The following is a 13520-nucleotide window of genomic DNA, read 5'->3' as shown; positions in this document are numbered from 1 at the left end:
AGTTTTAAAAAATTAAGTTCGTAAGATGAGTCTGAATTTTGCAAAGGCTAAGGGGGTGAAAAAGCTAATTTTCCCTTTAATTTTTAAGGGGGTTAGAGCAGCGATAAATATCTTATCGAGACTGAATAAAACCATTTTTAACGGTGTAAAATGCGGCTTGTGATTTTATTGGCTCAAAATTTTCATATTCAGTGCCGGTTAAAAAGACGTTGCTTTTTAGGTGAGTGAGCGTGGTGAGCAAAGCGCCTCTTTTGCTTTTATCCAAATGCACCAAAGGTTCATCAAGCAAGAGAAAAGGCATTGTTCCCCATGTTTCATGCACTAACAAAGCTTGATGTAAAATAACGCCAAGAAGCATTAATTTTTGTTGTCCAGAGCTGGATAATGCAGCAGATCGCTTTGTTGCTCTGTCAATTAATGAAAAGTCGCTTTTATGAACCCCGTACGAGGTTGAAGCTTTTTCGGCATCTGTCTCGCGTGAGGTTTTTAGCTGCTCACGTAACCAGTCCTCAACATATAAAGCAGGATGATTTTTTAAAAGTGCTGCAATTTCGCAATGAATAATGATATTTGTGCAGGGAAAGTCTTTTTCAAAAAGAGAGAGACCATTCATGCGTTCTATAAAGGACATGCGTGCTGCCGTAGCCGCAACGGCATGGCGGCTTATTGATTCCTCAATAGAATTAAGCCATAGCGCATCGGGATGAGGCGTTGTTAATAGTCGGTTCCGGCTCATAACAGAACGCTCATGTGCGGCCATTTGAGAGGCATGGTCAGGGTATAAGCCCATTACAAGCCTGTCAAAAAAGCGTCTTCGCCCAGAGGTTGTTTCTGTAAATAAGCGGTCCATTTGAGGCGTTAGCCAAACGCATCTGGCTATTGCGGCTATTTCGCTTTGGTTCCGTTTGGCTTCACCATCAATTAAAAAAACACGTCTGGCATTTTTAGTGTGTGAAAGCTGCGTTGTGGCACGCGGTTGAGAGCCAGTTGAGAGCGAAAATTCTTGCCCCCTATTTTCAAGCTGTGCTGCAATGCCCCATTGTACTGTTTGAGAGTGCGGCGCATTTTGTCGGTAAAATTGGTTTAAAGGCGCGTTACGCAACCCCCGCCCGGGAGATAAAAGCGAAATAGCCTCTAAGAGGTTTGTCTTCCCGCTTCCATTCTCGCCTGTAAGGACAGCGATGGGAGCTTTAGGCTCCCATACGCATCTTTCATAATTGCGAAAGTCAGTTAAGGTAAGACGTTTAAGCCTCAATAGTCTCTCATAAAGAGTAAGTTATACGCGAATTGGCATCAGCACAAAAAGTGCTGATAAATGCTGCGTATCCTGAATAAGTGTTGGAGAGGCGTTATCAGCAAATGAGAACTCGGCCTCTGCATCAATTTGGTCTGTTATGTCAGTTAAATAACGTGCCTGGAAGCCAATTTCCAATGGTTCGGAATTGTAAGTGACGCTATTTTCACCCAATTCTTCCTGCGCAATGCCCTGATCTGGGCTGGTAGCAGAAAGAGTAAGGCGATTTTGCCCTAAAGTTAATTTGATAGGGCGTGAGCGTTCCTGACTAATGGCCGCAACACGGCCAACAGCAGAGGCCAGAGCTTGCTTTGAAATACGAAGGCAGCGTTTATTATCTTTTGGTATGACGCGCTCATATTCTGGAAAATTACCATCTATGAGTTTAGATGTAAGAAGCACGGAAGAGACTTTAAACTGAATGCGTGTGTCAGAAAGTGCTACTTCCACTTCTGCATCATTTTCGTCCAGAAGTTTTCTGAGTTCTGTCACTGTTTTACGAGGGATAATAACACCGGGGATGGTGCTTGCCCCTTCAGGTAACTCAGCATCAACAAGTGCCAATCTATGGCCATCTGTTGCAACGGAGCGAAGTTTTTTTGTGCCGTTATCATCTTTAACGTGCAGATAAATGCCATTTAGATAATAACGTGTTTCTTCATTGGACATCGCAAATTTTGTGCGATCAATGAGAGACCGTAAGGCCAAAACGGGAATTTTAAAATTATGCGGTAATTCTCCTGCAACCATGGCAGGAAAATCATCTATTGGAAGGACATTAAGCTCAGTCGCATAATGTCCTGCTCTTAAGGTCAAGGGTGTGTCAGTTTCGCCCTGTGTAAATTCGATGGACTCACTATCTGGCAATTTGCGCACAATTTCAAAAAGAACAGATGCCGGAACAGTGGTTGATCCCTTTTCACCACCAGGGGCGGGAATTTCCTCAACAACGGCAATTTCCATGTCTGTGCCGGTTAATTTGAGGGTGTTACCATCGTAATTTAGCAAAACATTGGCGAGAATGGGTATGGTATTACGCTTTTCGGCAACACCGTGGATGTGGGCAAGTGCACGGAGCAATGGTGCACGGTCAGCCTTGAATCTCATCTTTATCCCAAGTCCTTACGCAAAATTTTTATTCCGAAATCATAGCAGATCTTAAGTAATATGGAAATATTTGTCCAGAAACTAGCTTTAACTCTCAAGCATGCGTTTTAAAAGCTCTACACTCTCTGCAAAAGAAGGATCTTGTTCCATAAGTTCTGCAACACGGGCTACAGCATGCATTACTGTTGTATGATCTCGATTACCAAATTTACGTCCAATTTCTGGCAAGCTGCGGCTTGTAAGATTTTTGGCTAAATACATGGCAACTTGTCGTGGACGCGCAACAGCACGGGCCCGCCGTGCAGAAGACATATCAGTCAGTCTGATATTCCAATGTTCTGCAACTTTGCGTTGAATTTCATCAATTGTTACGCGGCGCTCATGTGCTTTAAGCATATCTTTAAGCACATCTTGCGTAGATTCCAGGGTAACTGGCCGGTTTACAAGATCTGCATGGGCAATAAGTCTATTTAAAGCCCCTTCTAGCTCCCGAACATTTGACGTAATTTTATGTGCTAGATATTCCAGCACCTTACTGGGAACAGGCGTGCCAGAAGCCCGCGCTTTTGCTTCTAAAATAGATAGGCGCAATTCAAATGTTGTGGCATGGATATCGGCCACCATACCACAACCCAGCCTTGTGCGCAGTCTGTCTTCTAGTCCTGAAAGGTCAGAAGGGCTTTTGTCAGCACTCACGATAATTTGTCGACCTGCATCGACCAATGCATTAAAGGTGTGGAAAAATTCCTCTTGGGTATTATCTTTTCCAATAAGGAATTGCAGGTCATCAATCATGAGCACATCAACCGAACGGAGCTGTTCTTTAAACTCCATTGTTGATTGCGACCGAATTGATGCAATAAAACGATACATAAACTTTTCTGCTGACATATAGGCAACAGAGACAGTTCCCGTTTTAGTTAATTCTGAGCCAATTGCGTGCATTAAGTGCGTTTTACCCAGCCCTACTCCGCCATAAAGAAAGAGTGGATTAAAACCGGGGCTAGAAGGTTTTTCTGCTACTCGTCTTGCACAGGCATAGGCAAACTCATTTGGCTTGCCTACAACAAAGCTATCAAAAGTAAAGCGTGGATCAAGCGGTGCTGCTAGGTCATTTTTTGCTTCATGGGCATGAAGCAGGTTTGAATCCTGACCTGTCACGGCGCCATCATGATCGTCATCCGCTATAATAAAGGCTGGTGCGCCTTCTGTAGACTCTGAAGACGGTGCAGCACCCAGAGTTTGGGAAGACTCTTTTTTGACCTGTAACTCTACGCGCTGAACAATTGGTGTTTCGTGGCGCCAGAGCGTTTGCAATCTCTCGCCATATTGTTCACGTACCCAGTCACGCAAAAAGCGGGACGGCATATAAAGTACGATCTCATTTTCATCTAACGGGCCAAGCACAATCTGGCGTAGCCATGTGCGATATTCGACTTCACCAACTTCAGTTTTTAATTTTTCGCGTATACGCGCCCATGCTGCCTCTAAAAGAGACTTTGCAGAAGAGGTCATGACGTCCTGGGACTGTGTCTTTTCCACCTTCTGTTTCTCCGCTTCCCGATCAAATGCGACAATATTTTGCAAAACAGCCCCATTGCTGTTTTGGCACATAATTAAATACTGCCTGACTAGACTCTTATTTTATTCTCATCTTGTATGATTAATCACACACTTCATGAGACGCAAGCTTCTTCTCTACTCTGCGGCCTAAGATTTAATCTCTAATTAAGACAGAACGAAAAAAAACCGTGCAAAAATAACGCGCCCTAAAAAGGGCGCGCCACACGTCTCATAAAACAGAGAGATCGTGTCATATAAAACCCATTTTTTGGGGGCCTTATGCTGCCAAAGTTTTAATTTTAGCAGATAGGCGAGAAATTTTGCGGCTAATGGTGTTTTTAGAAATTACACCTTTGCTTGCTGCGCGCTGCATTTCTGGCTGAGCAAGACGAAGTGCTTCAGAAGCAGCTTCTTTATTGCCTGCTAAAATGGCTTTCTCAACGTTTTTCACGAAAGTGCGCATACGGGATAGCCGAGCTGTATTACGCAAACGGCGGCGTACGTTCTGACGGATGCGTTTGCGAGCCGAAGGGTTATTTGCCATGTGTCTTCCCGGTCTTCCTACGAAAAAGTTTCTTCAATAATGCTTGCCATCTACTCTCTGAGAAGAAAGGCGTCAAGTTTTTTAGTGCGTTATAACCATTAATATTAAAATAATTTCTGGTGATATGGGCAATAGAAACTTGATCGGCCTGATTGTAAGAGTCTTTTAATACCTTCGCAAGATGGAAGTCCAGGACAGGACGGGCACTGTTCTCCCTCTTTACCATAAACCTGGTGCAACGTTTGAAACCCTCCTTTTTGCCCATCGGTTTTTACATAATCACGCAAGCTTGATCCCCCTGCTGCTAGTGCTTCGCGCAAAATGACCGGAATAACGTTACAAAGGGCTTCGATTTCTGTTTCTTTGAGGCTTGAAGCTGAACGTTCGGGGTGGATAGAAGCGCGAAAAAGAGCCTCACATACATAGATATTACCTAAACCAGCGATTATTCTTTGATCCAGCAATATAGATTTTATGGGAGAGCGCTTGTGATTTATTTTAGCCGCTAAAATTTCTGTTTTTAAGGCTTCTGGTTCCAAAGGTTCCAAGCCTAAATGAGCTAATAGAGGAAAAGTTTTTTCTTTTTCTGTGGCAAAAAAAGTCACCAAACCGAATCGCCGTGGGTCAATCAGAGCGATTTTTAAGCCATCCTGAGTGGTCAGGCTAAAATGTTCATGTTTACGTAAACTGGGAGGCAAAGGCGGGTGATCAATAAAAATTCGCCCTGACATCCCTAAATGAATAAGTAAGCTGTGGCCGCTGCTAAAATCTATCAATATATATTTAGCCCGGCGCCTGAGTTGAATGACACTATGTTTTTCAAGCGTTTCTTTTAACCCAGGCGGAAAAGGTTTGCGTAAATCCGGGCGATTAATAGCAATATGCGTGATGGTTTTTCCCTTTAAAACAGGGACCAAACCTTGCATTATGGTTTCTACTTCAGGCAATTCTGGCATAATGGCTTAGGATAAGCTAACGATGGTTCTATGATTGATAGTGCTCATACAAATTCTTCCTCCTCTTCCGCTTCTTCTCATGAAGATATGACGGATTTTGGTTTTAAACATGTCCCACGAGAGGAAAAAAAGCCCCTCGTCAGGCAGGTTTTTGAGAGTGTCGCTGGCAAATATGATATCATGAACGACGCTATGTCGCTTGGTATTCATCGTATCTGGAAGCGAATTTTTATAACGGAATTAGCGCCTCGCTCTAATTTGAAGCTGCTTGATCTTGCTGGCGGTACGGGTGATATCACCTTTGGCTGGCTTAAGCGCGGTGGTGGGCACGCTATTCTTTCTGACATCAACCCTGCCATGCTTGAGGTTGGACGCGAAAGAGCGATTAAAGAAGGGTTGATTGATCGACTCGATGTTAAAGAAATTGATGCCGAATCTCTTCCTTTTCCAGATGCTTCTTTTGACCGTGTTTCCATAGCTTTTGGTTTGCGTAACTGCACTGACAAAGATGCTGTATTACGTGAGGTAAGGCGTGTTTTAAAGCCTGGTGGCCGTTTTTGCTGTTTAGAGTTTTCAAAAGTCGCTGTAGCAGCCCTCTCCCCTGTTTATGATCTCTGGTCATTCCAGATTTTGCCAAAAATGGGGAAAATGATTGCTGGAGATTCGGAAAGCTATCAATATTTGGCTGAGAGTATTCGCATGTTTCCCGATCAGGATAGATTAGCTGATATGATGCGTGAGGCTGGATTAGAAAATGTAAAATATCAAAATCTATCTGGTGGGATTGTGGCTATTCATTCAGGATGGCGTCTATAAAATGAAGCATATCCTTTTAATCATTGGTGGTGGGATTGCAGCCTATAAATCGCTGGAAATAGCACGCCAATTAAAGAAAAAAGGTTATGACATTATTCCGGTGATGACGGCTTCTGCCGAAGCTTTTGTCACCAAATTATCTGTAGAAGCTCTTTGTGGAAATGAAGTTCATAGTGAGCTTTTTGCTCCTGGCCAGGAGAGTAAAATAAACCACATAGCTCTGGCGCGTATGGCTGATGCTATTTTGGTTTGCCCTGCTACGGCTAATCTTCTGGCGCGTATGGCTCATGGATTGGCAGATGATCTTGCAACGACAATTTTATTAGCTGCTAAGGCGCCTATTTTTGTAGCGCCGGCCATGAATGTCCGTATGTGGGAGCATCCTGCTACTCAGGCCAATATAGCGCTTTTAAAGCAAAGAGATGTTCATTTCATAGGCCCTGCTGAAGGTGAAATGGCCTGTGGAGACTATGGCTTGGGGCGTTTATCGCCTATTGAAGACATTATTTGTGTTTTAGAGGGCCATTTAAAGCTACCTGCACCGCTTTTGAATAAACATTTTCTTGTTACGGCGGGGCCAACATGCGAGCCTATTGACCCAGTTCGTTACATTTCTAACCATTCTTCTGGTTTGCAGGGTTATGCCATTGCAGAGGCCCTGGCCAAATTAGGGGCAAAAGTCACTTTGGTGAGTGGGCCTGTCTCTTTGGCAACGCCTTTGCATGTAGATCGTGTTAATGTTGTTACAGCACGTGAGATGCTTGATCAGTGCCTCAAGGCACTTCCTGCCGATGGTATGGTGGCTGTTGCCGCGGTAAGTGACTGGCGTGCAGAGCAGGAACATAGTGAAAAGCTTAAAAAGGGTCATCAGGATTTGACAAAGCTCAAGCTTGTTGAAAATCCTGATATTTTAGCCACAATTTGTCGCCATCAAAAGCGTCCTGCATTAGTTGTTGGTTTTGCCGCTGAAACAGAAAATGTTTTGGATTATGCTCGGGAAAAGAGAGAGCGAAAAGGATGTGACTGGTTAATAGCCAATGATGTAAAAGCAGGTGTTTTTGGATCAGACCGAAATCAGGTATCAATTCTTGATGGTCACGCTATAGAAACATGGCCTATGCAAACTAAAAAAGAAATTGCAGCGCGATTGGCGCAGAAAATCTCCGCTTATTTTAGTCAGTTATAAATGGTGTTTTATAAATATGGATAGTCACGATAATTCTTCATTTGTTAAAGTTAACGTAGTCACTCTGCCTCATTTTGAGGGGCTTGATCTTCCTCATTATGCAACTTCTGGTGCTGCTGGCGTTGATTTTGTTGCCGCAATTACAGATTCTGTAACCCTCAAGGCTGGTGAAAGGACTGTTATTCCCACTGGTTTAAAAGCTGCTATCCCTGCGGGTTATGAGCTGCAAATAAGACCTCGCTCAGGCTTGGCTCTCAAACATGGAATTATGTTACCTAATACGCCAGGTACTATTGATGAAGATTATCGCGGTGAAATTGGTATCATCATTATGAATGGCGGCTCAGAACCCTTTACGATTGAAAGGGGAATGCGTATCGCCCAAGGTATATTAGCTCCAGTTGTTAGGCTGGCATGGCAAATATGCGAGACATTGGATGATACTCAGAGAGGTGAGAAAGGGTTTGGCAGCACTGGCCATTTAAAAAGGTCTTAACTTTAGAAAGACCTGATAAATGATCAGCCGGTCACCTACAAATATGTTATGAGACGTTCTTTAGATTTTTCGTCGGATTTAAGGCGAATTGGTCACTATCTCATGATAAGGGAGCGCAGTATAAAAAACGGCGCTTTTCTCGTCTTTTCTGTTTTTGCGGTCATTATTTTTAGTGCCCGCTACTGGCTCCCTTTTTTAGGCATTACCTGGCCTTTTACTGAACTCTCGCTTTTTTGGCAGCATTCTTTTTGGTATGACTGTGCCACAAGCTTTTTAGAAGCTTGTGTGGCCTTTTTTTCGGCCATTATTGTCGTTTTGGGCCTCCTTATTTGTTCTTCCTTTTCAGCTTTCTTTCGTTCTTCATTACGGTTTTTTGTTAAAATATTATCTATCATCCCAGCTATAGCGTTAGTTGGTTTTTTTGCTTTTATTTTTAATGGGTTTTGGACTGTAGCCCTTATCGCTTCTTCTGGCTTGATCGTGCGTTGTGTGGCGGCTGTTCTTAATATTGAGGGGCAAATTCCACCTTTATTGGTTAAAAGTGCCAGGGCATTACGTTTAAAACCGTGGCAGCAATTTTGGAGATTGCAAATCCCGATAGCTTATCCGGCCATGGCGCGGGCTATTGCTTTGGACATGCCAAATTTTTGGGTTAGATTTCTTGGTGCGGAATGGCTTATTTCTTCTTGGGGAGCATCAGGAGAGCGCGGTATAGGCGGCCATGTTCTGGCTTCTTTTAAAGCATCTGATCTGATTGGTTTTTGTAAAACGACTGCAGCAACTATTATTTTTGTTGCCTTTTTTCACAGATTATTTGTAAAGCCTCTTTTAAAGCGTGTAAAACGTTATGATGTTCTGTCATCTTCGCTTATAAAACTAACTAATATTGAGCTTTATTCCCGTGAGCTTGGTAAATCATGGTCTAATCTCACAATATTCATTTTATGTCTGTTAATTTCACTTATCGCGTTCTCTATGGGCTCGGGCTCGGTCTTGCCTTTATTGCTCAATGGCCTTTCAAGTTTAATTTTATGGGCTGTGTCTCTGGGGTTAGCCCTTGCCTTATGGGTTATGGTTGGTGGATTAACGTTAACGAGTTCCAGAAATTTCCGTTTTAGAGCCCGTCACTGGGCTTATTTCAGCTTAATTTTCCCCTGCTTTATATTATTTCCTTTATTAGGAAGCTTTTTACCAAGCGTTTTCCTCTTAGCCTTGGCGGTGCAGGGTGCTTACGGAGAAAGTGTTTTTTACAGAGATGAAGATGTAACGCGTAATAAATTGCTGGAAATGGCTTATAGGTTACGTTTAAGCAAATATGTTATCTGGTTTCGGGTTAAACTGCCTCTTTTATTGCCAAGTTTAGCTAGAGGATGTTTATTAGCCTCATATCCCTTATGGAATCTTATATTGCTTACAGGGATTATGCTTCCGTCTCACCATCTTTTATGGGAGCATGGTTTAGGTACTATTTTGCTCAATGCTGTTAGAACAGGCAATTACTGGAGCCAGTTCGGTATTTTTGCTTTTGTTACGGCTTTGTCTTACGGGCTAACTTTTTTCTTTTTATTACCACTCTGCTTTCATATTCATCGTAGATTTAGGATGCACTCATGACAACTCTTCTTCGTTTGGAAGATTGCACACAAGCCTCGCGTAAGTCTCGGGTGCAAGATATTGTTGTTGTAGAAAAAGTGAGTTTAGCTGTTAAAGAGGGCGAAATTCTTGGCCTTGTTGGGCGTTCAGGCTCAGGAAAGTCAAGCTTATTAGATATTATGGGCGGGTTAGATCAACCTGTTGGAGGGCAAATTTATTGGAAAGACCGGCCTGTTAAACCTAAAGATTTTGAGCATGTTTCAATTGTATTGCAAAATGATGCTCTTTTTCCCTGGCTGACCATTAGTGAAAATATTCGTCTTGCGCTTGAAGCGACTTCTTTAAGTGCCAAGGAAAAAGACGAGCGTGTGGCCCATATTACTGAAATTATGGATCTTGATGGTTATGAAGGCGCTTTCCCCCGTGAATTATCAGAGGCCTTTTGTCAAAGAACGGCCCTTGCCCGTGCCCTGGTTCGTAATCCAGATTTGCTTCTTTTAGATGAGCCTTTTTTAAATCTTGAGCTTTTAAGTGCAGAAAATTTACGTACAGACTTAATTGAATTATGGAGCGAACGGCGCTTACAGCCTCTTAAAGCAATGGTTTTAGCCACCCATGCTATAGAAGAGGCTGTTTTAATGTGTGACCGAATTCTGCTTTTTTCTACATCCCCGGGGAAAATTTCGTTTGAAATTCCTGTTCCTTTTGCCCATCCGAGAAACCGGCAAGATGCTTCTTTCAGGGCTTTTGTAGATCAGGTTTATTCACTTATGACGCCTCGGGCTCCAACTATTTCTGAAGCTGAAATTTTGGAGATTTCAGCTAACAATTCGGCCAAAGAGCTTGAAGATGAAAACTTTATCCCCTTGCCGGATCTTTCAATCGAAACTTTAGCGGGGTTGATTGAGGTTTTGGGAAATGAGCCTTTTTCTGCTCATGCTGACTTACCCGAACTAGCCCAACGTTTACAAATGACGTTGGATGATCTTCTTCCCCTTGGTGAAACATTGCAGCTTTTAGAATTAGCTGAGCTAGAAGATGGTGATATAATTCTGACTCATAGAGGTAGGTTATTTGTTGAAGGTGATGCTGATGCGCGTCGCGATATTATGAGGACCGCCCTTCTTCATGCTCTTCCCTTGCTTAGACATATTCGCAATATTCTTGATGAGCGCTCAAATCATAGTTTAAGCGCAGAGCCTATTAGAGCTTTGCTTGAAAAGACAATGTCAGAGAATTACGCGCGCCAGACATTAAACACTGTAATTTCGTGGGGGCGTTATGCCGGGATTTTCATTTATGATGAAGAATCCGATCGACTTTTACTAGAAGATGAAGATTAATTTTATATTTGCCAAAAGCCTTGTCAGTAGAAAACAAGGCTTTTGGCAAGAATTAATCTGCTTTTTTAAGACGATCTCTATATAATTTACGTGCTTTTGCCACTTTAGGAGCAACGACAGCGGCGCAATAGGCCGTATCTGGGTTACGTGCAAAATAGTCGTGATGCTTTGTTTCGGCTTCCCAAAACTGTGCGGGCCCTTCTATAGATGTCACAATCTGATCGGGCCATAATTTTTCAGCCTCAATTTCTTCTTTAATTTTTTGAGCGACTTTCTTTTGCTCTTCATCGCCAAATATAACAGAGCGATATTGTGTGCCAATGTCATTTCCCTGCCGATTAAGCTGGGTTGGGTCATGTGTTGTAAAAAATACACGTAAAATATCTTCAAGCGAAATTTCTTGCGGGTCAAACATGACCTCAACAACTTCGGCATGGCCTGTCTGACCAGTGCATACGGCTTCGTAAGAAGGATTTTTTAAATGCCCCCCAGCATAACCAGGATTTGAAGATATTACACCTCTAAGGCCATTGAAAATTGCTTCAACGCACCAAAAACAGCCACCACCTAAAATTATAGACTTAGTCTTTGCTTTTTTAGTCGCAGACTCAGGCATGATAAATCTCCTTTTGATAACGATATTAATTATGTGCTTAAAATAAGTTTATAGCTAGTGATATATTATTTTTTCATATATTGCTTGATAACCGTAAAATTTTAGTTTTTTATTACCAAAAATAGTCTTTTAGAATGAGGTTCTTTATGCCCGCTTACCGATCACGCACCAGTACTCACGGACGTAACATGGCCGGTGCACGGGCTCTTTGGCGCGCTACCGGGATGAAAGAGGGAGATTTTGGCAAGCCCATTATCGCAATTGCAAACTCTTACACGCAATTTGTTCCGGGGCATGTACATTTAAAAGATCTTGGTGATTTAGTTGCGTCTTCTGTTAAAGAGGCTGGCGGTATTGCGCGTGAGTTTAACACTATAGCCATTGATGATGGTATCGCCATGGGACATGGAGGGATGCTCTATTCTCTCCCTTCACGTGAGCTTATTGCTGATTCCGTCGAATATATGGTTAATGCTCATTGTGCTGATGCTTTAATTTGTATCAGCAACTGCGATAAAATTACTCCGGGCATGTTAATGGCGTCTTTACGCCTTAATATTCCAACTATTTTTGTATCTGGTGGTCCGATGGAAGCAGGGCGCACTAATATTGATGGTATAGAAAAAGCCGTTGATCTTGTGACATCAATGGTTGCTGCTGCGGATGATCGTGTACAAGAAGCTGAATCTGAGCAAATTGAGCGCTCAGCCTGCCCTACATGTGGTTCATGTTCAGGAATGTTCACTGCCAATTCAATGAATTGTTTAACCGAAGCTTTGGGCCTGTCTTTGCCTGGAAATGGGTCTTTGCTGGCGACACATGCTGACAGACGCGAATTATTTTTAGAAGCTGGTCGTTCAATTGTGGCATTGGCACGACGTTACTATGAGCAGGATGATATAAAAGTACTGCCACGATCAATAGCAACGCGTCATGCTTTTGATAATGCCATGACCCTGGATATCGCCATGGGAGGATCTACTAATACGGTTCTTCATCTTTTGGCAGCAGCACATGAGGCTGAAATTGAATTTACAATGAGTGATATTGATCGCTTATCTCGTAAAGTGCCTAATTTGTGCAAAGTCTCTCCTGCCAAAGCAAATGTGCATATGGAAGATGTTCACCGTGCTGGTGGCATCCCTGCCATTATGGGAGAATTAGACCGTGCCGGTTTACTCCATAAAGATGTATTCTCTGTTCATAGTTCTTCTTTAGATGAGGCTTTGCAGCAATGGGATATTACACATGGTAACCCAGAAGCTGTTAAACGCTTTAAGGCAGCCCCAGGTGGTGTTCGTACCACCGAGGCTTTTTCTCAGGCAAATCGCTATAAAGAATTAGATACTGATCGCACCAATGGTGTTATTCGTGACAAGGACCATGCTTTTTCTCAAGATGGTGGTTTAGCTGTTCTTTATGGGAATTTGGCCGAAGATGGTGCTATTGTTAAAACAGCCGGTGTAGATGAATCTATTCTCAATTTTACCGGACGTGCACGCGTTTTTGACAGCCAGGAAGATGCTGTAAAGGCCATTTTGTCAAAATCCATTATTGCCAAAGATGTTGTTGTTATTCGTTATGAAGGGCCAAAAGGTGGCCCTGGCATGCAGGAGATGCTCTACCCCACAAGTTATTTAAAATCTATCGGGTTAGGTGCTGAATGTGCCCTTATTACTGATGGACGTTTTTCTGGCGGAAGTTCAGGACTTTCAGTTGGACATATTTCGCCAGAGGCTGCTGAAGGTGGACTTATTGGTCTGGTTGAAGAAGGTGATATTATCGAAATCGATATTCCAAAACGCCGCCTTCATCTTTCAGTATCTGAAGATATTTTGGCAGCACGCCGTGATATTATGAATCAGAAAGGCAAAAATGCGTGGCAGCCAGAACGTGAACGTCAAGTGTCTCGTGCCCTGCAAGCTTACGCAGCCATGACCACAAGTGCAGCACATGGCGCAGTTCGTGATCTGAGTCAGATTATTGTTAAAAAGCGTTAGTATATT

12 protein-coding genes are annotated in these 13520 nt (G+C 42.9%); 6 read left to right on the top strand and 6 right to left on the bottom strand.

Going from position 1 to position 13520, the window contains the following annotated elements; translation table 11 throughout:
• Window positions 1-112: 112 nt before the first annotated feature.
• From recF to mutM, 5 genes are all read right to left on the bottom strand, one after another.
• Complete coding sequence (recF, locus tag GT348_RS04200) at window positions 113-1255, bottom strand: DNA replication/repair protein RecF (RefSeq protein ID WP_160618652.1); 1143 nt, start codon at window positions 1253-1255, stop codon at window positions 113-115.
• Between the two features lie 21 nt (window positions 1256-1276).
• Window positions 1277-2401 carry a DNA polymerase III subunit beta gene (gene dnaN / locus GT348_RS04195; RefSeq protein ID WP_160618651.1) on the bottom strand — a complete coding sequence of 375 codons (1125 nt, stop codon included), beginning with the start codon at window positions 2399-2401 and terminating at the stop codon, window positions 1277-1279.
• An 87-nt stretch (window positions 2402-2488) separates the two neighbouring features.
• Complete coding sequence (gene dnaA / locus GT348_RS04190; protein WP_236646609.1) at window positions 2489-3916, bottom strand: chromosomal replication initiator protein DnaA; 1428 nt, start codon at window positions 3914-3916, stop codon at window positions 2489-2491.
• A gap of 325 nt (window positions 3917-4241) precedes the next feature.
• Window positions 4242-4508 (bottom strand): 30S ribosomal protein S20, encoded by a 267-nt coding sequence (rpsT, locus tag GT348_RS04185; RefSeq protein ID WP_160618649.1) that lies wholly within the window; start codon window positions 4506-4508, stop codon window positions 4242-4244.
• Window positions 4509-4612: 104 nt separating this feature from the next.
• Window positions 4613-5464: a bifunctional DNA-formamidopyrimidine glycosylase/DNA-(apurinic or apyrimidinic site) lyase gene (gene mutM, locus GT348_RS04180; RefSeq protein WP_160618648.1), complete on the bottom strand. Its 852-nt coding sequence runs from the start codon at window positions 5462-5464 to the stop codon at window positions 4613-4615.
• A 30-nt stretch (window positions 5465-5494) separates the two neighbouring features.
• Here mutM and ubiE point away from each other — a divergent pair, with 30 nt between their 5' ends.
• The 5 genes from ubiE to GT348_RS04155 are packed head-to-tail and all read left to right on the top strand — an operon-like array spanning window position 5495 to window position 10898.
• Window positions 5495-6280: a bifunctional demethylmenaquinone methyltransferase/2-methoxy-6-polyprenyl-1,4-benzoquinol methylase UbiE gene (gene ubiE, locus GT348_RS04175; protein ID WP_160618647.1), complete on the top strand. Its 786-nt coding sequence runs from the start codon at window positions 5495-5497 to the stop codon at window positions 6278-6280.
• A gap of 1 nt (window position 6281) precedes the next feature.
• Window positions 6282-7466 (top strand): bifunctional phosphopantothenoylcysteine decarboxylase/phosphopantothenate--cysteine ligase CoaBC, encoded by a 1185-nt coding sequence (coaBC, locus tag GT348_RS04170; RefSeq protein WP_160618646.1) that lies wholly within the window; start codon window positions 6282-6284, stop codon window positions 7464-7466.
• 16 nt (window positions 7467-7482) lie between these two features.
• On the top strand, window positions 7483-7962 hold the full coding sequence (gene dut / locus GT348_RS04165) for a dUTP diphosphatase (protein ID WP_160618645.1): 480 nt from the start codon (window positions 7483-7485) through the stop codon (window positions 7960-7962).
• Between the two features lie 48 nt (window positions 7963-8010).
• Complete coding sequence (locus tag GT348_RS04160) at window positions 8011-9576, top strand: ABC transporter permease subunit (RefSeq protein ID WP_160618644.1); 1566 nt, start codon at window positions 8011-8013, stop codon at window positions 9574-9576.
• Window positions 9573-10898, top strand: a complete 1326-nt coding sequence (locus tag GT348_RS04155; protein ID WP_160618643.1) for an ABC transporter ATP-binding protein — start codon at window positions 9573-9575, stop codon at window positions 10896-10898. The genes GT348_RS04160 and GT348_RS04155 overlap by 4 nt, the downstream gene beginning before the upstream one ends.
• Before the next feature lie 52 nt (window positions 10899-10950).
• On the opposite strand, the gene msrA is transcribed toward GT348_RS04155, so the two are convergent.
• Window positions 10951-11514: a peptide-methionine (S)-S-oxide reductase MsrA gene (gene msrA, locus GT348_RS04150; protein WP_160618642.1), complete on the bottom strand. Its 564-nt coding sequence runs from the start codon at window positions 11512-11514 to the stop codon at window positions 10951-10953.
• A 146-nt stretch (window positions 11515-11660) separates the two neighbouring features.
• Between msrA and ilvD the strand changes: the two genes are divergently transcribed.
• On the top strand, window positions 11661-13514 hold the full coding sequence (gene ilvD / locus GT348_RS04145) for a dihydroxy-acid dehydratase (protein WP_160618641.1): 1854 nt from the start codon (window positions 11661-11663) through the stop codon (window positions 13512-13514).
• Window positions 13515-13520 lie beyond the last annotated feature (6 nt).

This window comes from Aristophania vespae, assembly GCF_009906835.1.
GTDB classification, from domain to species: Bacteria; Pseudomonadota; Alphaproteobacteria; order Acetobacterales; family Acetobacteraceae; genus Aristophania; species Aristophania vespae.
This window is presented reverse-complemented; position numbering and strand designations above follow the sequence as displayed.